Source organism: Bacillus sp. P4_E1, from assembly GCF_056401715.1.
In genome coordinates this window covers 60,369-84,241 of sequence record NZ_JBFUIV010000024.1, presented here as the reverse complement: position 1 = coordinate 84,241, position 23,873 = coordinate 60,369, and the positions used below count along the sequence as shown (strand labels likewise).

Genomic DNA, 23,873 nt, shown 5'->3' with positions numbered 1-23,873 from the left:
CTTTATATTCAATAAATTTTGACAAACGATAGAATGACCAAGTGTGTAGGTTTTTTTCGTTTTTACGGCTTGTTCTTGCCGTCTGTCTTATATTCGTTAATTGTTCTAATCGAATGACAGAAATATGATTTGCAATCGCAAAATTAATGATTTCACGACTTATTTTATGATCTTTATCTTGCATCCATCTTTGTTCTTTATCATCMAATCGCCGAATYGCATTCACTTTTTTGTCTTTTCCTAACTTCTTACGMACACTACGAAACTTACGCTTCCTATATTTGTTTTGCCTACCATTTCCAAAGAAACGAACCTTGTCATCATCTGTAATCGCTACCGCAGGGACTTTGAGGCCTAGGTCTACTCCTAAAATTTTCGTCCCTGCTCTTTCATTTGTAGGAACCATGACAGATATTTGGGCCATCCACTTATTCGATTTCTTTGTGATGCGAAGTGTACCTAACTTATGTTTTAGCAAATCCAAATTGCGATTGTTTTTATCGATTAATAAAGCTCGGACCTTTAAACGAGTGGCCTTTCCATTTACCTTAAACGGGATTGAAATATGAGTGGCGTCAAACGAATAATTTTGATTGTTCCATATACAAACAGGCCTCTTTAAAATCGGAATGATTTTATAATTGCTTTTCTTTACTTTTGTAGCAAACAAACTTTTCGCGTCTTTGATTGCTTGATTCTTCACCGCACTTGGGATATTTGCTTCAATATCTTTTGTGCTTTTTTTCGTACTTTTCTTTGCTTTAACCATTTCCAATACAAGTGTATTTATAACTTTGATATATTCATGACTACTTTGTTCTAATAAACGGATTTGCTCTTTTGTTGGAATCAATTTCACTTTCACTGTTAGGGTCTGTGACATGCGTTTCATCCCCTTGTTTTTTGATTTTCAACATCGTGCATTTGATACATTTCTAGCAATAGAAACAAAATGAGAACGTGTCCATAAACTTTACAACTACATGAGGTGAGGATATTTTCCTCTCAAACACTTTGAAACGTACTGCTATCATCATTGATTCTAGTTACAATGTATCATTTACTTTCGAAAAATTACAACAAAAAGACTCGAAGAAACTACCTATACTTTGGATACTTAAAGTACCACGAACCTTGCGATTTTTAGTGGTACTCCGTATCCAACCTCACTTTCATCCCATGCCTAAAGGCAATGGGCTTTCTCGTTCGGAAAGGGCTGTAAGATGGATTTTCTTTTATATATGAAAATAGAGGCGTTAAACTCTCTCTCGTTACAATAACGGCTGGATCATCTGTCGTGACGATTTCAGCTAATTTCTCCCCGTTCCTCTCTTGTAAAATAGTAATCATTCGGTCTACTTGTGCCGTCTGCTTATAATACGATGATCCATACAAATACAATCCAACAATTACTATAACAAGTAATGTTAAGAGTGTAATGCCAACTTTTGTACCGCCGCTCATTTTCTTCTTTACTACAAGACTTTCCCTCTTCATCCCGCAGTTTTGGCAAAATTGCTCTCCATCTTCATACTGAGCTCCGCACTTTGTGCATACATTCATCCATTCAACCACCTTTTCGTTAGAAGCCTGTTAATCCCCCGATAAAGGTTTGGATTATCGTTTTAATGTAAGACCAAAACACGATAAACGTTGCAATTCCGATTAAAACATTTGCGATAATAAGTGTGTAAACAGGATCTACTCCGCCGTTGTCTAGTTTTAATATAGCTACAATTATACTAATTCCCATATACGTTGTAGCCAGCCCTAATAAGATTGGTAAAAAAAAGATCAATAGGAAACTAAATAGAAAAGAAAGCACTAATATAGCAATAGCTGGCGTCGCTATCGTCCCCCATATACCGAATGCTTCAAGAAAAGAAAAAGATGATTTCATCATCTTACCACTTACAAAAATAATAAATCCGACAAATAAAGTTAAAATTAATAAAAAGAAAAAGACCATTACAGATTCTCCGAAGAAAGTAGGAGTAGCTATATCTGGCACTAATGTCCTCGTAACAGTCGCCGCTGCGCTCATCATTCTATAAAAAATACATGCTCCTAAAAAGCAAATAAGCACAAGACTTACAATTCCATTTCGCACTTCAATATTTCCACTTTCCATAATGGCCGATGGTGATTTAAAAGCATTTTTAAAGAACTGAAAATAGCCACTTGCAAATTGTTTCACTTGCTCTACCGTTTCATTCGGACGAGTTTCCTTTACTCGTGCCGGGCGCGATAGCTGCCCTTCTTCCTGCCCACCACTCGCTACCACTTCTTCCGTTAACGAATGTCCACAATTTCCGCAAAACCTTGCTTCCGCTGCATTTTCAGTATTACATGCCGGACATTTCATTCTCTCATCCCTCCTTAAGCATATACCTTATAGGGTGTTACAAATTCAATATATGACTTTGTACATAAAACATGACTACAAGAAAAAGAATATGAAATCCTTCTTTTAAACGAAACTATGTGTGCTAGTAATATAGAAAAATAATGTTATTATGAAACAGAGCAAATAAAGTGAAACTTTAAACAGATTGGATGAAGACAGTGGAATTTGTAAACTCGATTTTTCAAACACTCCTTACAAGTGTGATCCAATTATTTTCTTTAATTGGTGTCATCATTGTAATTGGATTTATATTAGGTTATTTAGAATCTCTCACACGAACGTATTGGTCGAGAGCTTTTGGTAGGAAAGGTTTTCTTTTAACCGCGTGGATTGGTGTTCCCGTTCATGAACTTGGGCATGCAATTATGTGTCTATTATTTCGTCATAAAATTGTAGCAACGCAGTTTTTCCCAACAGATACAAGTCAGGGAGCTTTAGGTTACGTACAACATCAATACAATCAAAAAAGTATATACCAACGAATCGGTAATTTCTTTATCGGCATCGGTCCTATTATTTCTGGTATTACTGCCTTAATACTTTTAATGCGCTATTTCGTACCAGATTCATATTCTTTATTTAATACGAATCTCGAAACAACTGTTGCATCGACTTCTATTAACTTAGACATGATCCAAAACATGTTTTTATCAACATTCTTTTTATTAAAAAGTCTATTTACAATGAGCAATTTATTGACTCCTTCATTTTGGTTATTTTTATTTATCGCCATTTGCATTTCTGCACATATCGCTTTAAGTAAGCCAGACATTAAAGGATCAATAGACGGCATCATCGTCATGTTTATCGTATTATTTTTATTCAATATAATAGCGGGACTTTTTCAGTATGATAGTAACCAACTAATCGGCAAAATGATGAAATATAATATGTATCTCATTGCATTTTCTAGTGTAGCGCTTCTTTTCTCTTGTATTTCTACACTTGTTAGTTTTGGGTTTTATAAAATGAGAGGAGGACGTTCGTTTTGAACGTCCTCTTCTCATCAATCATTTCTCTTATAATCACAATGCTCAACCGGAACACGAGCATGCCCTTCTTCATCCGTACACCATGACTGTGACTGAAAGGCAAGAAAAATACCAATCCACTCTTCCTTCTTCTCAAAGTGAATCAATATCCCACCGTCTTGCCATTTGCCATCATCACCTTGCCATTTCTCTACATTCCCTTGATTCATATGAATATCGTGTATACCGTTTCCAGGTGTAAAATGGAAATACGAATCCGGAACCTTTTCTTCTGGTCCCCACCTTTCACCAAACGCATAAATAATTGCTTTCTCATCTATTGCTCGTTTTATATAACGTTCTATCTTTTCATTTAAATCATTATCAGATCCCGTTTTTTCAGCTGGCAAAGGAATCATTTGCTTTGAATCAAATAAATTACCTCTTACATAATCTAAAGCTACTTTCGGCTCATTGTTTTTCACTTCTGTAAACCCAAACGGTAATGTTGGTAAAATGTGAATAGCTTCTGAATCAATATGTTCGCTTGCAAAATATAAAACTTCTGACGGATAACTTTGCGACTTTACGTTAATTGCAATACGATAATCTACTTCTGCTTCGCCTTGTAAATGAACTTGATAATGAGGTGTTTTCCCTTTTCCAATCTTAGATTGTACAACTGTACCTTTTAATACACMGTAGTTTTTTAAGGGCATCTCTTTCATCTCCTATTCATTTAGTAGAAGCTGTTCATACTTTAGGCATTATCCATATAAAAAGAAAATCCTCCTTTCCCAGGAGGATTTCTTATTTTCTCAACATATACCAAACAATAACCTCCACCACTACAAGCAACACCGCACCAAAAATCATTAACGTCGTCTTCTTTAATAGTTCATTTTCACGATACGGGATATTACATAAATACGCACCTAGTGTAATTCGTGATGGACAAGCGATTGTCGCTACTGATGATGCGGTGTTTTGGAGTGTTGTGACATATTGCCACGGAAGTGCTACGTTTTGCGCTGTTTGCATTTGGAGTTTAATAAACATCGCATTTGATCCTGCGTTACTACCTGTTAAAAAACCGCCGATACCGCCGATGAATGGTGCAACGAAAACGAAAAACGTACCAAATGTTTCACCAGCTGTTTTTGCGAGTAATGAATGCATACCAGATGCACCCATTAGTTCTGAAATTGCGATGAACATCGTCGTTGTAATAGCGAAAGGAATCCATTGTTTTATCGTTTGTGAGAGTGATTGTTTCATAATATTAGATGGAATGCGGAAGAAAATAATTGTAAATAAACAAGTCATGGCGAGCCAAAATCCTGGTGAATATAGTAGCTCTAGTTTGTAAGAATATGATTTTAAATCGAGAACTGCATATGACCTAAGAAAATCATGTAATGCTGGAACGAGGCGAGAAAGTAAAATACAAACTGTTAAGAATATATAAGGGCTAATAATTTTTATAATAGATACTTCTCTCTCTACAGCCGCAGCATGTTCTGTTATAAAGTTTTGCTCACTTTTCCCTTTTAATTTAATGATTAGAAAGCCAAATGTAATGGTAACGATAGAACTTAATATCCCTGCTAGTTCAACACTTACGTATGCGTTAGAAAGATAGATTCCGAGAGAAAATAATAGAAAGAATCCTACTCCTTCCTTCCACTTTTCTATAACTGCCTGCCAGCCACCGACAACGTATAAAGAAAGGATGATAAAGTATGCGAAAATCGGGATGCTTAATAATGCTGTATTTGTACCAAGAGTTGTGAGCGGCATGTTAATAAGCTGAGAACCGATAATCGTACCCGTTGCCATTGCGCCCCATGAACTTGCAAGTAAACCGATAAACGATAGTAGCACAGCTTGAAACGGTTTATAACCGAGCGAAAGAAAAATAGGTGCTGCGACCATAAAACCAATTCCGAATCCACTCACTGATTCAATAAGTGGACAAATACCAAAACACATAAGAAGCATTTGTAGTAAGCGATCGTGCGTAACTTCTTCTAGAAAACGCGCTACTTGATCGATGTACCCCATTTTGTTCATGAGGTGAAATAAAAAAATACCGAAAAATAAAACGTATCCGACAATAAAACAAATTAACCAACCTTTAATCGTTGCGTGCACAGTTTCACTTATCCCTAATTGGAACGTTGGCGAAAGTAAAACGATTCCGACAGAAACGGTATAAGAGATTAATGAGGCTCTTAATGACGTTTGTTTAAACAAAAACAAACAAATGAAAATCATCATAATCGGGATAAGTGCCAACAATATGGCCATGCTATCATCTCTTTTCGTAAAAATTGCAATTTTTAACTATTATATAACAGATGTTATGATTTTCAATTATTTTTATAACAGATTTAAAAAGGAGCCGCTTGGCTCCTTTTTTGAATAACTAATATTTTATCTTTTATCCTGAAAAACCGTCTGCTGTCCAATCATTTTTTCTAGTACAACAAACACAATATAAGCACATATTACTTGCAATACAATATTCCCAAGTTTTATTAATTCAAATGAATGGATCCATTGGAATAATTCACTTAATAATACAATCGAAACGATACTAAATAGTTCTATACTAACCGAAAATATACATACTTCTAAAATAGATTGCTCTTGTATTCGATTTAATTGGGAAAAGATGAATACATATCCTAAAAACAGAGCCATCAACTCTATTTTCGTCATGCTAATGAGCCAAGCGTATAATGGTACAGTTAAAAGAAGATATAATAGTTTACGTCTTAGCATGCCTTCTCACCCTCTAAGTTATAAGTATTTTCTGTATATTTTAACATTTATTACACAAAAGAAACAGAAGAGACTTAAGCCTCTTCTGTTTCTTTTACTGCATGTATTAACTCACAAATTTCTTCTCGCTTTTCATTTTCTAACAGCTCAATGACTTTACTTCCAACGACAACGCCGTCACATATTGTAATCATTTCTTCAATTTGCTCTCGTGTTGAAATACCGAATCCTGCGACTACTGGTAAGTGGACGTGTGCTTTTACTTTTTCTAAGTAACTACGAATCTCATCTTTAAAGTTTTGACGTACTCCCGTTACGCCCGCTACTGTAACGGCGTAGACGAATCCTTGTGATTCACTCGTAATTTTTTCGATTCGTTCAATAGGGCTCGTTACGGTAACGAGTGGAATTAAAGCGATATTCGCCACGCGAAGGAGCGGTGCAATAATGTCTTGTTCTTCATACGGTAAGTCCGGAACGATAAGACCGTCCACCCCTGCTTCAAGACAGCTCTCAATGAAACGTTCCTTTCCGAATGCGAGTACTGGATTTAAATATGTCATAAGTACAAATGGAATTTGAACTTCTTGCCTCACCTCTATTAATGCTTGAAAAATACCTTTCAATGTTACACCGCTATCTAATGCTCTTTTTCCTGCCCTTTGAATAGTTGGACCGTCTGCGACTGGATCTGAGAACGGAATACCGATTTCAACGATGCTTGCTCCTGCTTCATCAAGAAAACGAATTCTTTCTTTTAACTTTTCAAGTCCACCATCTCCGCCCATTACATACGGAATAAATGCTTTCTTGCCATTTTCAAACGCTGCTATAATTTTTTCTACTCCCATTTTTTACACCTCTTCCATATAACGTTTTATACTCTCTACATCTTTATCACCGCGGCCGGATAAACAAATGACAAGTCCTTCGTCTTTCTTCATTTGCGGCGCTAGTTTTAAAGCGTATGCAACAGCATGTGAACTTTCTAATGCCGGGATAATCCCTTCTTTTTTCGTTAATAATTGAAATGCTTCTAACGCTTCTTCATCTGTAATGGAATGATAAGAAACGCGGCCGATATCTTTTAGCAAGCTATGTTCTGGTCCAACCCCTGGATAATCCAGTCCCGCCGAAATAGAATGCGCTTCTTGAATTTGTCCTTCTTCATTTTGCAGAAGGTACATCATCGATCCGTGTAAAACACCGACACTTCCTTTCGTTAAAGTGGCTGCGTGCTTTTCTGTGTGAACACCTTTTCCAGCTGCTTCAACACCGTAAAGGGCAACTTCTTCATCGTGTACGAACGGATAAAACATTCCCATTGCATTACTACCACCGCCAATACAAGCAACGACTGCTTCTGGTAATTTTCCTTCTAACGCTTCGTATTGCTTTTTCGTTTCTTTTCCAATTACACTTTGAAAATCACGGACAATTTGCGGGAATGGATGTGGTCCGAGAACTGATCCCATAATGTAGTGCGTATCGTGTACATGTGAAACCCAGTAACGAAGCGCCTCGTTTACTGCATCTTTTAATGTGCCGCTACCTGCCGCAACGCTTTCTACTTTCGCTCCGAGTAATTCCATTCGGAACACGTTTAATTTTTGTCGTCTCACATCTTCTTCTCCCATGAAGATGACGCATTCTAAACCGAAAAGTGCACATACAGTAGCTGTTGCAACTCCGTGTTGTCCTGCTCCTGTTTCAGCGACAACTTTCTTCTTACCCATTCTTACCGCAAGAAGTGCCTGACCGATTGTATTGTTAATTTTATGAGCTCCCGTATGATTCAAATCTTCACGCTTTAAATAAATCTTTGCTCCGCCGCAATACTTCGTCATATTTTCCGCAAAATAAAGCGGTGTTTCTCTTCCAACATACGTTTGTAAATAATGATCTAATTCCTTTTGAAACGCTTCATCTTGCATCGCTTCTTTATATGCTTCTTCTAGTTCTAATACGGATTGCATTAACGTTTCTGGAACGTATCGCCCCCCGTATATACCGTAATGACCTTTTTCATCTGGATATGCGTAGTTCATTTGGAACACTCCTTCGCTTTTATAATAAATTGTTTTATTTTCTCTATATCTTTCTTTCCTTCTGTCTCTACTCCGCTGCTTACATCGACCATATATGGCTGAACGGTTCGAATTGCTTCTTCTATATTAAGGATGTTTAATCCGCCAGCTAATATCGTTTTCTCTCGCAACTCATTTGGCATATGTGCGAGTAACTCCCATGAGAATGTCTTTCCGTTTCCTCCGTGGAACTTTTCTTTCGGGCTATCAAATAACAGATAATCTGTATCGTATTTTTTCGCACATTCAATATCTTTCTCTAAAGCTACTCCTACCGCTTTTATAGACGGAATATTCAATCTTATGATTTGATGATTGTCTTCATCCCCATGTAGTTGCACATGCGTTAACCCGCACTCCTCTGCAATTTTCTGGATCACTTCGACTGATTCATTTACGAAAACACCTACCTTGAAAACGTGGGCTGGAATTTCCCCAATAATTTCTTTCGCTTGTCCTGGAGTGATTTTCCGTTTACTTTCTGCAAAAACAAATCCGATTGCATCTGCTCCGTATTCACAAGCATGTTTTGCTGTTTCAACATCAGTGATGCCGCAAATTTTCACTTTCATATGTTCACCTTACAGTCTTCGAAAAAGTTACTTATAGAAGATGATGTCATAAGTGCTTCTCCAACTAATACACCTTTTGCACCAGCTCGTTTGACGCGAATAATATCTTCTTTTGAATGAATGCCGCTTTCACTAATCCAAAGTAGGTTTTCCTCATTCAGTCGTTTTCCGAGCTTTTCAGTTTGGCTTAAATCTACTTCAAATGTTTTTAAATTACGGTTGTTAATACCGATAACGTGCGGATTTAATCGGATTGCAATTTCTAATTCCTGTTCATCATGAACTTCAACAATCGCTTCTAATCCTTTTTCTAGCACGTAGTTATAAAGCTCGTTTAATTTCTCTTTTGACAATGCTGCAACAATTAATAAAATAAGATCTGCACCAGCTTCATACGCTCTATCAATTTGGATTTTATCGATTATAAAATCTTTACATAAAAGCGGAATGTTACTTTCTGCTCTTGCCGTTTGTAAGTCATGAAACGACCCTTTAAAAAATTGACCGTCTGTTAAAACCGAAACTGCTCCAGCACCGCATTCTTCATATGTTTTCACTTGTTTTGGCACATCAACGTGTAAATTAATATCGCCTTTTGATGGAGACGCTCGCTTTACCTCTGCTATTACAGTAAACTGTTCTAAAGCTTTTACAAGTGAGTGTGTTTTCCTTTTTTCTTTCACTGGTGAATATGTTTCATATAACTCCGCAACTTCCACTTTCTTTTGCTCTACAATTTTGTCTAAAATCGTCCCCATTTTAATTCACCCTTTCTAATTTTTCATGGCTTGCTGCAATTAATAAGTTTAGTTTGGCTAATGCTTTTCCAGAGTCAATGCTATGTGCCGCTAGTGTAATTCCTTCTTCAATCGTTTCTGCTCTTCCATTTGCGAAAAGGGCTAGACCTGCATTTAATAAAACAGTATCGCGATAGACACTCTTTTCTCCGCTTAATACTCCGAGCGTAATCTTTGCATTTTCTTTTGAATTCCCACCTCTAATTTCTTCATTTTTCACTCTTGAAAAACCATACTTTTCTGGATCAATACTCATTTCTACTATTTCATTATCTTTTAAAACGACGACATGATTTTCTCCCTGTAATGATGCTTCATCTAAAAAGCCACTTCCGTTTACGACGAGCGCTTGTTTTCTGCCAAGTTTCTGCAATACTTCCGCTACCGGCAATAACATATCTCGCTTATAAATACCGACAAATTGTGTTTCTAAATTAACCGGATTCGTCAACGGTCCAATTAAGTTAAAGATCGTCGGAACGTTTAATTCTTTTCTTATTTTCATAATGCGTCTTAATGCTGGATGCATCGCTGGTGCGAATAAGAAGGCAATACCTACATTCTCTAATAAATAGTCAATCTCACCCGGCGTACAGCTTATGTTTACACCGAGTTCTTCTAATAAATCAGCACTTCCTGTTTTACTAGAAACAGCGCGGTTTCCATGTTTCGCAACCTTTACACCAGCTCCGGCAAGTACAAATGCCGATGTTGTACTAATATTGAATGTTTGCGCACCGTCACCACCCGTTCCGCAATTGTCCATCGCGCCTTTTATATGATTTGAAAACGGTAATGCCTTTTCGCGAAGAGCACGAACGAGACCGTATATTTCTTCTGCTGTTTCGCCTTTCGCTTTCAGCAATACTAAGAAAGCTGCAACTTCACTTTCCAATATGTTGTCACTTAATAAAAGAAGTCCCGCTTCATACATTTCTTCTTCTGTTAAATGTTGTCCCTCTACTAATTTTCGAAGATAACTGTTCATACTCTCTCCTCCTCTTTCACTTCTGCTAAAAAGGCACGTATTAACTTTCCGCCTTCTTCTGTTGCAATTGATTCTGGGTGAAACTGTAATCCGAAGAGCGGATAATAGTTGTGACGAACTGCCATGATTTCTCCGTCATCCATCGCTGTCGCAAGTATGTCAAAACACTGCGGCAAACTATTTTGCACTGCGACGAGTGAATGGTAACGCATTGCTGTTAGTGGCTGCGTTACGTACGAAAAGATTGACGTTCCGTTATGTTTCACACGCGATGTTTTTCCGTGTTTAATACGCTCTGCTCTAACAATTTCTCCTCCAAATGCGGATATGATTGCTTGATGGCCAAGGCAAATTCCTAAGATGGGAACGTTCTTATAAAAATGACGAATAACATCGATACAAATTCCAGCATCTTCTGGTTTCCCAGGTCCTGGTGAGAGCACAATTCCTTTCGGCTTCATCTCCTCTAATTGTTCAATTGTTATTTGATCATTTCTTACGACAACAATTTCTTTCTCGTACTCGCCTAATAGTTGATACAAGTTATATGTGAACGAATCATAATTATCGATAAGTACAATCATTTCATAACCTCCAAAAGCGCTCTCGCTTTATTTAATGTTTCTTCATATTCAGCAACCGGGTCTGAATCGTAGACGATACCCGCTCCTGCCTGAACGTACGCTTTCTCGTCTTTTACAACCATCGTTCGAATTGCTAGCGCCATATCAAGGTTTCCTGAGAATGAAATATATCCAACCGCTCCGGCATATACATTTCTTTTTTCATGCTCTAACGTATTAATAATTTCCATCGCCCTTATTTTCGGAGCACCTGATACTGTACCAGCTGGTAAACAATACGCTAATGCATCAAATCCACTTGTTTGTTTTCGCAATGTTCCGTAAACTTCAGATACAATGTGCATAACGTGAGAGTATTTTTCTACTTTCATATATTTATCTATCGTCACAGAGCCAATTTCACTTACTCTGCCAATATCATTTCGTCCTAGGTCCACAAGCATCATATGCTCTGCTCGCTCTTTCTCATTTCCTAACAGTTCTTTTTCGATTTCCTCATCTTCCTGCTTCGTTTTCCCTCTCGGCCTCGTACCAGCAATTGGGTTTGTCATCACTTTATCCTCTCTTACTGATAACAAACTTTCCGGCGAAGAGCCAAGTACAACATAATCTTGAAAATCGATATAGAACATATATGGTGATGGATTTGCAATTCGAAGTTTCCGGTATAATGCAAATGGATCTCCAATACATTCACTTTGCAAACGCTGGGATAATACAACTTGGAAAATATCTCCGGCCCGAATGTATTCTTTCGCTGTTTCTACCATTTCACAAAATTCTTTTTCAGTTATTGAAGAAGTGAATGATAATATTGATTGTATTTCATTTACTTCCGCTTCTTCTCCCTTTAGCACTTCCTCTTTGTATACTTGCAATCTTTCGTATACTTCTTCATAAGAAGCTGAATCGTCTTCCCTGCATACATATACAAATGACAACTTTTGGCGTAAATGATCGTAAACGGTAAACTCACGATATAGTAAAAGGTGTACTTCTGGAATATTTAATGGATCGTGTAAATCTGCTCCAATGTTTTCATACTGCCGAATGACGTCATAGCCAATATATCCAACTGCTCCCCCGCAAAACGGAAATGGACTGTCTACTTGCGCTGGTGCGATTACCTCTTCTAGCATTTGCAGTACGTTACCCTGCAGCTTTTCTTTTTTCCCATACATCATTCGCTCTACTTCTATACCAACGCTTTTCACTTCTCCATAAGGATTACACCCTAAGTAAGAATAGCGCCCTTTATCTTGATGAAGCTGCGAACTTTCTAATAAAAACTTTTTCTTTCCCTTCATACGTCTATATAAAGAAATTGGCGTAATGCTATCTCCTTCTTCTTCAGCAATTACTAAAAATGTGTTTCTTTGCTCTTTTTGCTTCATAAATTCCTCTTTTGTCATCATGCCTTTCACCTCACTCTGAAAAATAAAAAAGTCCCCTACATATCGAAATATGTAGAGGACGATAAATTCACCGTGGTACCACCTCAGGTTGGACGCAAAAGCATCCCGCTTTATTCAGGTACAAAATATATACCTTATCCTTGTAACGGCGGAACCCGGGTTGCCTACTGAAAATAATTGTTCAGCATACCTCTCGTAAGCCCATTCCGTATATGGCACCGCACCGGGCTCCCACCTGTCCCCGACTCTCTGAAACGTCTCCAATATACTTACTCTTCTTACTTAAACGATTTAACATATTTAATTTTTTGTACACAAAAAGGGAGTACTCATCCTATAGAAAGGACGGGTACTCCCGTGGTGCCACCTTAATTCGTTACGAATGTAACGCACTTTGCCGTATCAAAAAATAATACGTGTCTCTTGTATCGATGAGATCATGTCGCCAAAGCCTACTTCTTTCGTTTCGGTTTGGAAGCTCCGAAGCCCATTCCACATCAATCCCATACTGATTCGCACCAACCATCAGCTCTCTGACATGTTCATCATGTGTACTCTTCTTCATCAACGCTTGCATTTTTTTAAGTTGCACTCATTATAGACCTAACTTTTTTCACAAGTCAATACTTTTTTAAAAAAAATATTTCTCCCTTCTTTCAATATTATATTGACAAAACAACGTGTTTTTATGTAAATATAATAAATACTCTATTAAAATTAAGGTTTTTTCGTCTGAAATTTATATATTTAAAAAGTAAAACGATGTCAAAAAACGCTTACATTTCTGAAAATTCGTATTTCTGTATGGATTTTTCAGAATAATCATGATAGATTATAAATATGCATAACGCATCAAAAGACATGACAAAAGGAAGGGGAACTACATGAGTACGCAGATGTTAACTTTAACTTCTATCTCTATTTACATGCTCGGGATGTTAGTAATCGGCTATTTCGCCTACAAACGAACGTCCAACTTAACAGATTATATGCTTGGCGGGCGTACACTAGGCCCCGCAGTAACAGCATTAAGTGCTGGAGCATCTGATATGAGTGGTTGGCTTTTAATGGGATTACCCGGTGCAATGTTTAGCGTTGGATTAAGTAGTAGTTGGATTGCGATCGGCCTAACACTAGGCGCATACGCAAACTGGCTTTATGTCGCTCCTCGCTTACGTACCTACTCTGAAATTGCAAACAACTCTATTACTATTCCAGAATTTTTGGAACACCGTTTCCACGACAAATCTCACATGCTACGCTTAGTATCCGGACTTGTTATTATGATTTTCTTTACTTTCTATGTAGCTTCAGGATTAGTTTCAGGCGCTGTATTATTTGAAAATTCATTTGGTATGAACTACCACGTTGGATTACTCATTGTAGCAGGCGTTGTTGTAGCTTACACACTATTTGGTGGTTTCTTAGCAGTAAGTTGGACAGACTTCGTGCAAGGAATCATTATGGTAGTTGCCCTTATTCTTGTTCCTATCGTAACAATTATGAATACAAACGGACTTGGACCTGCATTTGATACAATTCGATCTGTAGATCCAACACGTCTAGATATTTTTAAAGGTGCCTCTACTTTAGGAATGATTTCTTTATTCGCATGGGGCCTTGGTTATGTTGGACAACCTCATATCATCGTACGCTTTATGGCAATTTCGTCTGTAAAAGAAATTAAAAGCGCGCGAAGAATTGGTATGAGCTGGATGATTTTCTCTGTTGTCGGAGCTATGTTTACTGGTCTTATCGGTATTGCTTACTATTCACAACAAGGTTTGACATTATCTAACCCAGAGACAATTTTCCTTGAACTTGGAAAAATTTTATTCCATCCACTTATTACTGGATTTTTATTAGCCGCTATTTTAGCCGCTATTATGAGTACAATTTCTTCTCAGCTTCTCGTTACTTCAAGTGCAGTAACAGAAGACTTATATAGAACATTCTTTAAGCGTTCTGCTTCTGATAAAGAACTTGTATTTGTCGGTCGTATGGCTGTTCTTGGTGTTGCTTTAATTGGGTGTGCATTAGCGCTTAAACAAAATGATACGATTTTAGCTCTTGTTGGATATGCTTGGGCTGGATTTGGTTCTTCATTTGGACCTGCTATTTTATTAAGCTTATATTGGAAACGTATGACGAAATGGGGCGCGCTTGCTGGTATGATTTCAGGTGCAGCCACAGTAATTATTTGGACACAGTTTAAGTTCCTAAAAGATTTCTTATATGAAATGATTCCTGGTTTCGCTATTAGTTTAATAGTGATCATAATTGTTAGTTTACTAACTAAACCTTCAAAAGAAGTTGAAGAGCAATTTGAGAATTTTGAAAAACAACATATTCATAATCTATAAAAAGAAAGCTCTGCTGTTACGATAACAGCAGAGCTTTCTTTTAACCGTATTTCGACAATATTCTTCTCGAATTTAACAATTTCTTTATGTTTCGTTAAATTTACTATAACATTCTTCCTTTATATTATTAGTATCGACACCTATACAGAAAGGGGACTCCACAATGTTAGCATCTTTACAGCAACAACATATAAGAAAATTTTCACCTATCACAAACACTTCTACTTCTCTTTTAAACATACAACCTAATCCATCCAAAATTTCAATTGCTCCTTCTGTTATATCTGTAATTGGTATTCACATACAGAAAAATAAGCTTAAAATAAAAACCGGACAAAGTGCTGATTTATCAGCTTCCGTTTTGCCAATGCAGGCAAAAAATCAAGAGCTTATTTGGACAAATATGAACTCCGACGTCATCACCATCTATCCAAAAGGTGAGACAGTAACGATTACTGGAAAAAGTGCAGGAAGAGCAGTAGTAATTGTCACAACTGCTGAAGGAAAATTCCGCGACTTATGTATCGTTCACGTACAACCTTATATGACAAATCCAAAGTGACATAAAGAGAGTAGATATGAATCCACTCTCTTACTTTATTTCAATCCCAGGTTTTTTTCTTTTTAACAACAAAATAAATTCTTCTTTATTTCTTGGAGAAATAAGTTCTGTTTCATATGATCCGTAAACAATTTCTAATCGATCGAATGATAGTGCATAGGCGGCTAACGGATTTTTCGTGCTCGAAATTTGTTTTATATCTCGTATAAATATGCACTTTTTAACGAAACCCGATCTAATAGTAATTGTTTCTTCCCCAACAATATATTTTGTTGAAAACCAACTCCAAATAAATAGTATGGCTAAAGGAATTGTAAAAAATAAAAGAAAATATTCTCTCCCTGCAAATATGGGAGCAAAACACGCTCCAATGCCAACGAAAAAAATCGGATATAACCATACATCTTTTTTTGATGGAAATTCCACTAAACTTCCCCTCCCTTGATTTAAGTCAATGAATCTCCTCCTCTTCCCTATTACAATGAAAACAACATTAGAATAGGAGGACGTATTATGACTGAGCGAAATTTTGCCTTATTTGCAGGCACTTCTCTTCTTATCATGGCATTCACTGCATTTTTTTCTTACGGTTTTGTTCACGGAAATCTCGTTGTACCAAGTAATGCGAGCACGACACTCCATAATATTCAAACTTCAAGTTCACTTTTCAAAGCAGAAATTTTCGGATGGATTATCATTTTTATTACGGATATTATCGCCTCGTGGGCTCTTTATTTCTTTCTAAAACCTATCCATACTAGCCTCTCATTGCTAGCTACCTGTCTTCGTCTTATGTATACAGCTATACTTGGTATTGCTATATTCAATTTAACATTTGTATTACTTCTTTCAAAAAGCACAGTTGCTAATTCAGAAGCATATACAATGTTATTTCTAGAAGCTTTTGAATACATTTGGTCTGTAGGATTAATCATTTTCGGCTTACATCTTCTCACCTTAGGGTACGTAACCTTTCAATCTAAAAACATACCGAAGACTATTAGTATATTACTGCTCATTGCTGCAATCGGCTATATCATCATTAACGTAATGAATACGATATTTTCACAATATGATGCGATTATTTCCATTCTTAACGTTGTCTTTCAACTACCGATGATCACAGGTGAACTAGGATTTAGTATATGGCTATTACTTAGAGGTGGAAAAAACTCTACTGTTTGAGTCGTTTCTTAATTCTGCTTAATGATTCTGGCGTAATACCTAGATAACTTGCCAATTGATATTGAGGAACACGATCGATTAAATGCGGTCGTTTTTGTAATAATGATTTGTAGCGCTCTTCTGGTGTCGATGTAATAAATAATGTAAGTTCTTCTTGTACTTCACCAAAATTGTATTCAATCATTTGGCGCGTCATTTCTTCTAACTGTGAATATTTCTTATACATGTCCTTTTCACTATACAGATCGCCAACTACAACTAGACAATCTTCTAGGCACGTTAACGTATGTGGGGATAATTTATCTTGTTTATGATGATTGAAATTTGCGATTGCTTGTTCTTCTGTATAAAAATTTGATGTAACTTCTTTTCCAGATTCATCTATACAATGTTGCCTCACGCATCCTTTTAATACAAAATAACATTTAGACGGAACATCTCCTTGCCCTAGGAGCACTGTTCCTTTTTTATACTCTTCAATTTGTAATTCTTCTACGATCATGCGCTGCTGCTCTGCACTTAATGTTGTAAGATTTGTCATGTATTTCATTAAAATCTCTTTCATTTGGTCTCTCCTTCCCCCCTCTATATTTGTATGAGAAACGTATGATGTAACTCCACTATATATTATCTTTTTTCATTCTACATGGCGGGAATTCCCCCTATTAATCTGTTTTATTTTCTGCATGGAACAAAAAAAAGAGAAGTTACCAATAACTTCTCTTTTCGTATATTAGAATAAACTCGTTATAATTCCTGTGTATAAGCCGGTTCGTTCACCACATTTTTTGCTGTTCGCTTTTGTTGCTGTAGTAAGAAAACAGATACACCAAACAATACGAGCATGCTACCGATAATTTGCATTGCGTTTAATTTCTCTCCAAGTAAGAAGAACGCTAGTATAGATGCCCCAACTGGTTCTCCTAAAATACTCATTGAAATCGTTGTTGCATTTACGTAATTTAATAACCAATTATTAATGACGTGTGACACTGTCGGTACAATCGCAAGTAAAAGAAAAATACTCCAATCCCACTTCGTATAGCCTGTAAATGGTACTTGAAGTATAACGTTATAAATCGCTATAAATATACCAGCGAAGGCAAATACAGTGAAACTATAAATCCAATGAGATACTTTCTTTACTGTCGTTTGTCCGATAAATAAATAACCGACAACTGCAATTACACTTAAAAAGGATAATATATCCCCATAAATTGCTTGCTCACTTAGCCCTAAATCTCCCCAGCCAATACACATTACGCCTAGTATCGCAATTCCCATCGTCGCAATTGCTGGATAGGTTGTTCTTTCTTTAAATAAGAAAAAACCTCCCACTAAAGATACGATCGGTTGAAGTGCTAAAATAATCGTCGAACTAGCAACTGTCGTATGCTTTAAGGATTCAAACCATAGAAGAAAATGAAGAGCTAAAAAGAAACCAGATCCAATTAAAAATCCCCAATCTTTTATTTGAATCCTACTAAACTCTTCCCGTTTTTTCCAAACGATCGGCAGCATAATAAGTACGATAATCCATAATCGATACATACTTAAAACGGAAGATGGTGCTGAGGACATCTTTGCAAAAACAGCTGCGAATGAAATTGCTATAATGGAAATTGCTAGTGGTAGTGCGATTGATCTTTCTTGTTTCAAATCCTGTCTCCCCTCTCACCTGTAAAAAATCCCACTTCATTATATCCGTTTTCTTTCACAACTTAAATACTAATTTTTTAGATTCTTCGTACCATTATGGTAAAATAGAAATTAAGGCACCTATTAGTGATTATTTCTTTCCTTTTCACTACAAGCGTTGCTCTTACAATCATTACAGTAAATTTTTATTTAGGGGGATATACATGAATCAAACAATAGGGAGAATTGAAGAAATTTCATTTTTTAGTACATCACTTCAAGAGGAGCTTACACTTCTTGTTTATTTACCAGTAAATTACACACCTCTCCATAAGCATACGGTTGTTATTGCACAAGATGGTAGAGATTATTTTCAGCTTGGTAAAGCGCACCGTGTAATTGAGCGTCTTCGTGAAACTGAAGAAATCGACCGCACAATTATTGTCGGTATTCCATATAAAAATGTACACGATCGTAAGGAAAAATATTTCCCAAATGATGTAAAGAATGCTGCTTACATTCGCTTCCTTGCTCACGAGCTTGCTCCATATATTGATGCAAATTATCCAACGTATCAAATGGGTAAAGGACGCGTTTTAATTGGAGATTCTCTCGGCGGTACAGTTTCCTTCATGACCGCACTTATGTATCCGCATACATTTGGTAAGGTCGTTATGCAATCACCATTTGTTGATGAAACAGTCATGAACTTAGCAAAAGATTTCAAAAATCCGGGGGTGCTAGATCTTTATCACGTAATTGGGACCGAAGAAACAGCTGTCAAGCGTACAGACGGACAAGTATCTGATTTCGTAGAACCAAATCGCGAGTTAAATAAACTACTTACAGATAGAAATTTCATCACGCATTATGAAGAGTTTAAAGGGAATCACACATGGAAATATTGGCAAGCAGATTTACCAAAAGCATTTTCTCATATTCTATCAATGAAATAATAGAGAGCGGTATTCAGAATAATTTGATATAATAGATAAAGAGATTTATTCTCAAAATCTAACTAGACTTGCAAAGGGAGGAATTGTAACATGAAATTAGGAATTGTAATTTTCCCATCAAAAATGATTCAAGATAAAGCGAACGGATTACGTAAACGTTATGATCCGCATTACGCATTAGTTCCGCCACATATTACATTGAAAACACCCTTTGAGACGCAAGATGAACAATTAGAATCGATTGTGAATGAGTTACATACAATCGCAAATAAAACGAACCCTTTCACCCTTCATGTTGGGAAAGTCGGTTCATTCGCACCTGTTAATAATGTTCTTTATTTTAAAGTAGAAAAAACACCTGAACTTACTTTCTTAAATGAAGAAATGCATAATGGTTTCTTTACACAAGAGCGCGAGTACTCTTTCGTACCTCATTTAACAATCGGTCAAGACTTATCAGACGCAGAGCACGCTGATGTATTAGGTCGATTACGTATGAAAGATTTCTATTATGAGCAACCAATCGATCGTTTCCACCTTCTATACCAATTAGAAAATGGAACGTGGACTGTACATGAAACATTCCACCTTGGAAAGGAGAACAACTAATTTGCACGCACAAATCGTACAAACGGACGAACAACTAAGAGATGCATTCTCTGTACGTAAGCAAGTATTTGTAAATGAGCAACAGGTTTCTGCAGAAGAAGAGTATGATGAGTTTGAAGAGATTTCAACACACGTTGTTATATATGATAATGATGTTCCAGTTGGTGCTGGTCGCTTCCGCATCGTTGATGGAATAGGAAAAATGGAGCGCATTTGCGTACTAGCTTCACATCGTAAAAAAGGCATTGGTAAAATCATTATGGATGCACTTGAAGCGTATGCGAAGGAAGAGTCTCTACCGAAATTGAAACTCCATGCTCAAACACATGCTGAATTTTTCTATAAAAAGCTAGGATACGTGACGGCTTCTGATGTGTTTATGGAAGCAAATATCCCACACGTCGTAATGATAAAAGAATTATAATTTTGTAGCAGGAGGTAGCCCCCTCCTGTTTTTTACATTGCTATTTTCTTTTTCTTCCGCTAAAGTTAAATGTTGATGCTATAGTTTTGAAGGTGAATATATGACACAAGAAAAATTTTCACAAAAACCGTTAACACACGCTGGCATTCCGCAAGCGGCGTATCATATTCCGAAAACATCTACCCATTTAATTATGGAAGAAGATGCAGATGCGGCGTATTTCCGCGCTTTAGAACAGCAAGGTGTTTATTTAAATGAAAAACAGTTAGAAGCAGTGCAAACGACAGAAGGACCTGTCCTTACACTAGCTGGTGCTGGAAGTGGTAAAACATCTGTTTTAACAACTCGCGTTGGTTATTTAGTTAATGTAAAACATGTCCATCCGCGAAATATTTTACTGCTGACGTTTACACAAAAAGCAGCTGAAGAAATTCGAAGCCGTGTAGCGAATTTACCTGGTATGAATCATGCCGCAAGTAGCTATGTCGTTGCTGGTACATTCCACTCTGTCTTTTTAAAATTGCTTCGTAGTCAAGGATATAATCAGCAAATTTTAGCAAATGAAAAACATAAACAAATTATGATAAAGAAAATTTTGAAAGAATTGCGCTTAAAAGACGATTATGATGCCGAAACGATACTCGCTATGATTTCACTTGAGAAAAACAACTTGAATCGTCCGAAAGATGTAAAAGCGAAAACACCGGTTGAACAAGAGTTCAAAGAAGTATACGAACGTTTCGAAGAGGTAAAACAACGACACAATTATATCGATTTTGACGACATCTTATTAGAAATGTATTATATGTTAGAAAATAACGCTCCCCTGCTTACTCAATTACAAGAGCGTTTTCATTACATTGAAGTAGATGAGTTTCAAGATACGTCGTATGCACAATATGAAATTGTAAAATTGTTAGCCACGCCGAGAAATAATTTATTTATCGCAGGTGATGACGATCAAGCGATTTACGGCTGGCGAGGGGCAAGTCACCAAATTATTTTATCTTTTCCAAAGGAATTTGATAATACTACGATTATCGCACTTAATACGAATTATCGATCTAATCCATTTATCGTAGGACTTGGAAATGAAGTTATTAAGCTCAATCAAGAACGTTTTGATAAAGAGCTATATTCTGTTCGTAACGATGGCATACAGCCGTTTTATGCACGACCTGTGACAACTCTTGATGAAGCAAATCAAATTTTGCAACTCATTCAGGAAAAAGTAGATAGTGGTGAACGAAATTATAAAGATTTTTGTTTATTATATCGTACACATTCTGTAAGCCGTTCTTTACTTGATCAGCTTACAATTCATAAGATTCCATTTATTAAACATGGAGCGAGCCAATCGTTCTACGAACATTCTTTAATTAGGCCCGTATTAGATCACTTACGACTCGTGCTTGAACCGTTCCGCCTCGAATCACTTTCAAATATATTACCAACAATGTATATTGGCCGTGATGAGTGCATTTCATTTATTGAACGTGAACAATGGAAATATGGTGAGGGCCGTTTCCCTTCTCTTCTTCATTTTCTATTACTAAACCCAAGCTTGAAACCTTTTCAAGTTAAAAAAGTAAATGAGCGAATCGATTTTATTAAGTTTATAAAAGAACTTGAACCGAAAAAAGCATTGAAAGAAATTATTCATGGTAAAGGAAAGTATTTAGAGTACTTACAAAGTAATGATCGTTCTTCCTTTACGATGCATAAGGACATACAAGAAGAAATGTTAGAAGAATTAATGGAATCAGCAACTCGCTTTACGGATATTCCAGCTTACTTACAATTTATTAACGAGGCCATTCAAGGTCAAAAAGAAATGGAAGCATTAAAAACAATGCCGCAAAAAGATGCTGTATCGCTTATGTCAATTCATAACGCGAAAGGCCTTGAGTTTCCATGCGTCTTTTTACTCGGAGCAAGCGATGGTATATTGCCGCATACTTCTTCTTTAAAAGATGCAAATGACCGTGTGACGGAGACTTCTGAAGCATTAGAAGAAGAACGACGATTACTCTATGTCGCCATTACACGCGCAAAAGAAGAACTTTACATTTCCTCCCCGCAATTTTTCAGAGGAAAGAAACTAGATATATCTCGTTTTCTATATACTGCGCAAAAAGATTTACCTGAAAAGACATCCATTAAATAATGGGTGTCTTTTTCCATATCACGATATGTACATCCCCTCTATATAAATTCCCTGTTTCTATCCTGAGAATTAACGTAATATCAACCATATCCCGTTCATATTGTAATAGTGTATGTCAGAACTCACGATAAGGAGTGAACATAATGAGCTGCAATTGTAATGAAGATCATCAACACCATGATTGTGATTTCAACTGTGTATCTAATGTCGTTCGTTTTATACATGAACTACAAGAATGTGCAACCACAACATGTGGATCTGGTTGCGAAGTTCCATTTTTAGGAGCACATAACACTGCATCAGTAGCGAATACACGTCCTTTTATTTTATACACAAAAGCTGGAACACCTTTTGAAGCATTTGCACCATCTGCAAGCCTTACTAGCTGCCAATCTCCAATTTTCCGTGTAGAGAGTATAGATGATGATGACTGTGCTGTATTGCGTGTATTAACTGTAGTTTTAGGTGATGGTACCTCTGTACCACCTGGTGATGATCCAATCTGTACATTTTTAGCTGTACCAAATGCAAGATTAGTATCAACCTCCTCTTGTATTACTGTTGATTTAAGTTGCTTCTGCGCTATTCAATGCTTACGCGATGTTTCTATATAAAACTGAATACTAATTTAAGCATGGATTGGGTGGCAGATGATTCTGCCACCCAATCCATGCTTAAAAGGTATTATTATGTATTTTTTATAAAATTGGGAACTTGTCTAGAACATAGAACCTGTCCTTTTCATTAACTAAAAGTAGAAACAGATAAAGGAGTGAAAAACATGTTCTCTTCTGATTGCGAATTTAATAACATTGATTGTGAGGCGAAACCAGCTAGTACACTACCTGCCTTCGGTTTTGCTTTCAACGCTTCTGCACCTCAGTTCGCTTCACTATTCACACCACTACTATTACCTAGCGTAAGTCCAAACCCAAATATTACTGTTCCTGTAATAAATAATACAGTAAGTGTCGGAGACGGTATTCGAATTCAAGTAGCTGGTATTTATCAAATCAGTTATACATTAACGATCAGTCTTGATAACGTTCCTACTGCACCAGAAGCTGGTCGTTTCTTCTTATCATTAGGTACACCAGCTAACATTATTCCTGGATCAGGTACAGCGGTTCGCTCTAACGTTATTGGTACTGGTGAAGTAGACGTATCCAGTGGTGTTATTCTTATTAACTTAAACCCTGGTGACTTAATTCAAATTGTACCAGTTGAACTGCTTGGAACTGTAGACATCCGTGCTGCAGCATTAACAGTTGCACAAATTAGCTAGTAAAAAGCGGTATTTCTTAATTGAAATACCGCTTTTTATTTTTACAATAAAAAACACTCACCGTAACATGAGTGTT

The 23,873-nt window shown here is 36.7% G+C and carries 25 protein-coding genes, 1 pseudogene and 2 other annotated features; of the genes and pseudogenes, 10 read left to right on the top strand and 16 right to left on the bottom strand.

What is annotated here, in order from left to right:
• The 3 genes and pseudogenes from AC1DS7_RS25185 to AC1DS7_RS25175 form a co-directional block, all read right to left on the bottom strand.
• The coding region (locus tag AC1DS7_RS25185) for an RNA-guided endonuclease TnpB family protein (protein WP_476999283.1) at positions 1 to 883 on the bottom strand (883 nt) is incomplete at its 3' end.
• A gap of 335 nt (positions 884 to 1,218) precedes the next feature.
• Positions 1,219 to 1,563 (bottom strand): annotated as a pseudogene (locus AC1DS7_RS25180) (TcaA second domain-containing protein); the annotation flags it as partial.
• A 19-nt stretch (positions 1,564 to 1,582) separates the two neighbouring features.
• Positions 1,583 to 2,365, bottom strand: a complete 783-nt coding sequence (locus AC1DS7_RS25175) for a zinc ribbon domain-containing protein (protein WP_002086912.1) — start codon at positions 2,363 to 2,365, stop codon at positions 1,583 to 1,585.
• Between the two features lie 200 nt (positions 2,366 to 2,565).
• On the opposite strand from AC1DS7_RS25175, the gene AC1DS7_RS25170 reads away from it, so the two are divergent.
• Positions 2,566 to 3,399 (top strand): hypothetical protein, encoded by an 834-nt coding sequence (locus AC1DS7_RS25170; RefSeq protein ID WP_476999284.1) that lies wholly within the window; start codon positions 2,566 to 2,568, stop codon positions 3,397 to 3,399.
• Between the two features lie 14 nt (positions 3,400 to 3,413).
• Here the strand turns inward: AC1DS7_RS25170 and AC1DS7_RS25165 are convergent, their stop codons facing one another.
• The 10 genes from AC1DS7_RS25165 to trpE all read right to left on the bottom strand — a co-directional run bounded on the left by AC1DS7_RS25165 (position 3,414) and on the right by trpE (position 12,608).
• Positions 3,414 to 4,106 (bottom strand): DUF2278 family protein, encoded by a 693-nt coding sequence (locus AC1DS7_RS25165; protein ID WP_476999282.1) that lies wholly within the window; start codon positions 4,104 to 4,106, stop codon positions 3,414 to 3,416.
• A gap of 82 nt (positions 4,107 to 4,188) precedes the next feature.
• Complete coding sequence (locus AC1DS7_RS25160) at positions 4,189 to 5,688, bottom strand: L-lactate permease (RefSeq protein WP_256484829.1); 1,500 nt, start codon at positions 5,686 to 5,688, stop codon at positions 4,189 to 4,191.
• A 126-nt stretch (positions 5,689 to 5,814) separates the two neighbouring features.
• A complete protein-coding gene (locus AC1DS7_RS25155; RefSeq protein WP_002086916.1) occupies positions 5,815 to 6,165 on the bottom strand; it encodes a DUF4029 domain-containing protein in 351 nt (116 codons plus the stop codon).
• A gap of 74 nt (positions 6,166 to 6,239) precedes the next feature.
• Complete coding sequence (trpA, locus tag AC1DS7_RS25150; RefSeq protein ID WP_256484830.1) at positions 6,240 to 7,016, bottom strand: tryptophan synthase subunit alpha; 777 nt, start codon at positions 7,014 to 7,016, stop codon at positions 6,240 to 6,242.
• Positions 7,017 to 7,019: 3 nt separating this feature from the next.
• Complete coding sequence (gene trpB / locus AC1DS7_RS25145; RefSeq protein ID WP_002086917.1) at positions 7,020 to 8,213, bottom strand: tryptophan synthase subunit beta; 1,194 nt, start codon at positions 8,211 to 8,213, stop codon at positions 7,020 to 7,022.
• The gene (locus tag AC1DS7_RS25140; RefSeq protein ID WP_256484831.1) at positions 8,210 to 8,824 is read right to left on the bottom strand and encodes a phosphoribosylanthranilate isomerase; all 615 of its coding nucleotides are present in this window, start codon (positions 8,822 to 8,824) and stop codon (positions 8,210 to 8,212) included. Before AC1DS7_RS25140 ends, trpB begins: the two co-directional genes overlap by 4 nt.
• On the bottom strand, positions 8,821 to 9,582 hold the full coding sequence (gene trpC, locus AC1DS7_RS25135) for an indole-3-glycerol phosphate synthase TrpC (protein ID WP_002011417.1): 762 nt from the start codon (positions 9,580 to 9,582) through the stop codon (positions 8,821 to 8,823). Before trpC ends, AC1DS7_RS25140 begins: the two co-directional genes overlap by 4 nt.
• Position 9,583: 1 nt before the next feature.
• Entirely contained in the window at positions 9,584 to 10,609 is a 1,026-nt protein-coding gene (gene trpD, locus AC1DS7_RS25130) for an anthranilate phosphoribosyltransferase (RefSeq protein ID WP_044437821.1), read from the bottom strand.
• Positions 10,606 to 11,193, bottom strand: a complete 588-nt coding sequence (locus tag AC1DS7_RS25125) for an anthranilate synthase component II (protein WP_002086924.1) — start codon at positions 11,191 to 11,193, stop codon at positions 10,606 to 10,608. The genes trpD and AC1DS7_RS25125 overlap by 4 nt, the downstream gene beginning before the upstream one ends.
• Entirely contained in the window at positions 11,190 to 12,608 is a 1,419-nt protein-coding gene (gene trpE, locus AC1DS7_RS25120) for an anthranilate synthase component I (RefSeq protein ID WP_002086925.1), read from the bottom strand. Before trpE ends, AC1DS7_RS25125 begins: the two co-directional genes overlap by 4 nt.
• A 51-nt stretch (positions 12,609 to 12,659) precedes the next feature.
• Positions 12,660 to 12,904: a binding site (T-box leader), on the bottom strand.
• A 42-nt stretch (positions 12,905 to 12,946) separates the two neighbouring features.
• Positions 12,947 to 13,185, bottom strand: a binding site (T-box leader).
• A 307-nt stretch (positions 13,186 to 13,492) separates the two neighbouring features.
• Between trpE and putP the strand changes: the two genes are divergently transcribed.
• On the top strand, positions 13,493 to 14,971 hold the full coding sequence (gene putP / locus AC1DS7_RS25115; protein ID WP_002086927.1) for a sodium/proline symporter PutP: 1,479 nt from the start codon (positions 13,493 to 13,495) through the stop codon (positions 14,969 to 14,971).
• A 163-nt stretch (positions 14,972 to 15,134) separates the two neighbouring features.
• The gene (locus tag AC1DS7_RS25110) at positions 15,135 to 15,533 is read left to right on the top strand and encodes an Ig-like domain-containing protein (RefSeq protein ID WP_016101541.1); all 399 of its coding nucleotides are present in this window, start codon (positions 15,135 to 15,137) and stop codon (positions 15,531 to 15,533) included.
• Positions 15,534 to 15,563: 30 nt separating this feature from the next.
• Here AC1DS7_RS25110 and AC1DS7_RS25105 read toward each other — a convergent pair whose 3' ends face one another.
• Positions 15,564 to 15,959 (bottom strand): PH domain-containing protein, encoded by a 396-nt coding sequence (locus tag AC1DS7_RS25105; RefSeq protein WP_002030490.1) that lies wholly within the window; start codon positions 15,957 to 15,959, stop codon positions 15,564 to 15,566.
• Positions 15,960 to 16,046: 87 nt separating this feature from the next.
• Between AC1DS7_RS25105 and AC1DS7_RS25100 the strand changes: the two genes are divergently transcribed.
• A complete protein-coding gene (locus AC1DS7_RS25100) occupies positions 16,047 to 16,718 on the top strand; it encodes a DUF4386 domain-containing protein (RefSeq protein ID WP_061689052.1) in 672 nt (223 codons plus the stop codon).
• Here the strand turns inward: AC1DS7_RS25100 and AC1DS7_RS25095 are convergent.
• The gene (locus tag AC1DS7_RS25095) at positions 16,708 to 17,283 is read right to left on the bottom strand and encodes a Crp/Fnr family transcriptional regulator (RefSeq protein ID WP_061689051.1); all 576 of its coding nucleotides are present in this window, start codon (positions 17,281 to 17,283) and stop codon (positions 16,708 to 16,710) included. The genes AC1DS7_RS25100 and AC1DS7_RS25095 overlap by 11 nt on opposite strands.
• A gap of 182 nt (positions 17,284 to 17,465) precedes the next feature.
• Positions 17,466 to 18,377, bottom strand: a complete 912-nt coding sequence (locus AC1DS7_RS25090) for a DMT family transporter (protein WP_088294060.1) — start codon at positions 18,375 to 18,377, stop codon at positions 17,466 to 17,468.
• A 203-nt stretch (positions 18,378 to 18,580) separates the two neighbouring features.
• Here AC1DS7_RS25090 and AC1DS7_RS25085 point away from each other — a divergent pair, with 203 nt between their 5' ends.
• From AC1DS7_RS25085 to exsF, 6 genes are all read left to right on the top strand, one after another.
• Positions 18,581 to 19,312 carry an alpha/beta hydrolase gene (locus AC1DS7_RS25085; protein WP_476999281.1) on the top strand — a complete coding sequence of 244 codons (732 nt, stop codon included), beginning with the start codon at positions 18,581 to 18,583 and terminating at the stop codon, positions 19,310 to 19,312.
• Between the two features lie 90 nt (positions 19,313 to 19,402).
• Positions 19,403 to 19,921 carry a YjcG family protein gene (locus AC1DS7_RS25080; protein WP_002011397.1) on the top strand — a complete coding sequence of 173 codons (519 nt, stop codon included), beginning with the start codon at positions 19,403 to 19,405 and terminating at the stop codon, positions 19,919 to 19,921.
• A 1-nt stretch (position 19,922) separates the two neighbouring features.
• Positions 19,923 to 20,345 carry a GNAT family N-acetyltransferase gene (locus tag AC1DS7_RS25075; RefSeq protein WP_016101545.1) on the top strand — a complete coding sequence of 141 codons (423 nt, stop codon included), beginning with the start codon at positions 19,923 to 19,925 and terminating at the stop codon, positions 20,343 to 20,345.
• 100 nt (positions 20,346 to 20,445) lie between these two features.
• Positions 20,446 to 22,512 (top strand): ATP-dependent helicase, encoded by a 2,067-nt coding sequence (locus AC1DS7_RS25070; protein ID WP_002140859.1) that lies wholly within the window; start codon positions 20,446 to 20,448, stop codon positions 22,510 to 22,512.
• 143 nt (positions 22,513 to 22,655) lie between these two features.
• Complete coding sequence (cotY, locus tag AC1DS7_RS25065) at positions 22,656 to 23,126, top strand: spore coat protein CotY (RefSeq protein WP_002011392.1); 471 nt, start codon at positions 22,656 to 22,658, stop codon at positions 23,124 to 23,126.
• A 167-nt stretch (positions 23,127 to 23,293) separates the two neighbouring features.
• The gene (gene exsF, locus AC1DS7_RS25060; RefSeq protein WP_002011391.1) at positions 23,294 to 23,797 is read left to right on the top strand and encodes an exosporium protein ExsF; all 504 of its coding nucleotides are present in this window, start codon (positions 23,294 to 23,296) and stop codon (positions 23,795 to 23,797) included.
• Positions 23,798 to 23,873: the final 76 nt, after the last annotated feature.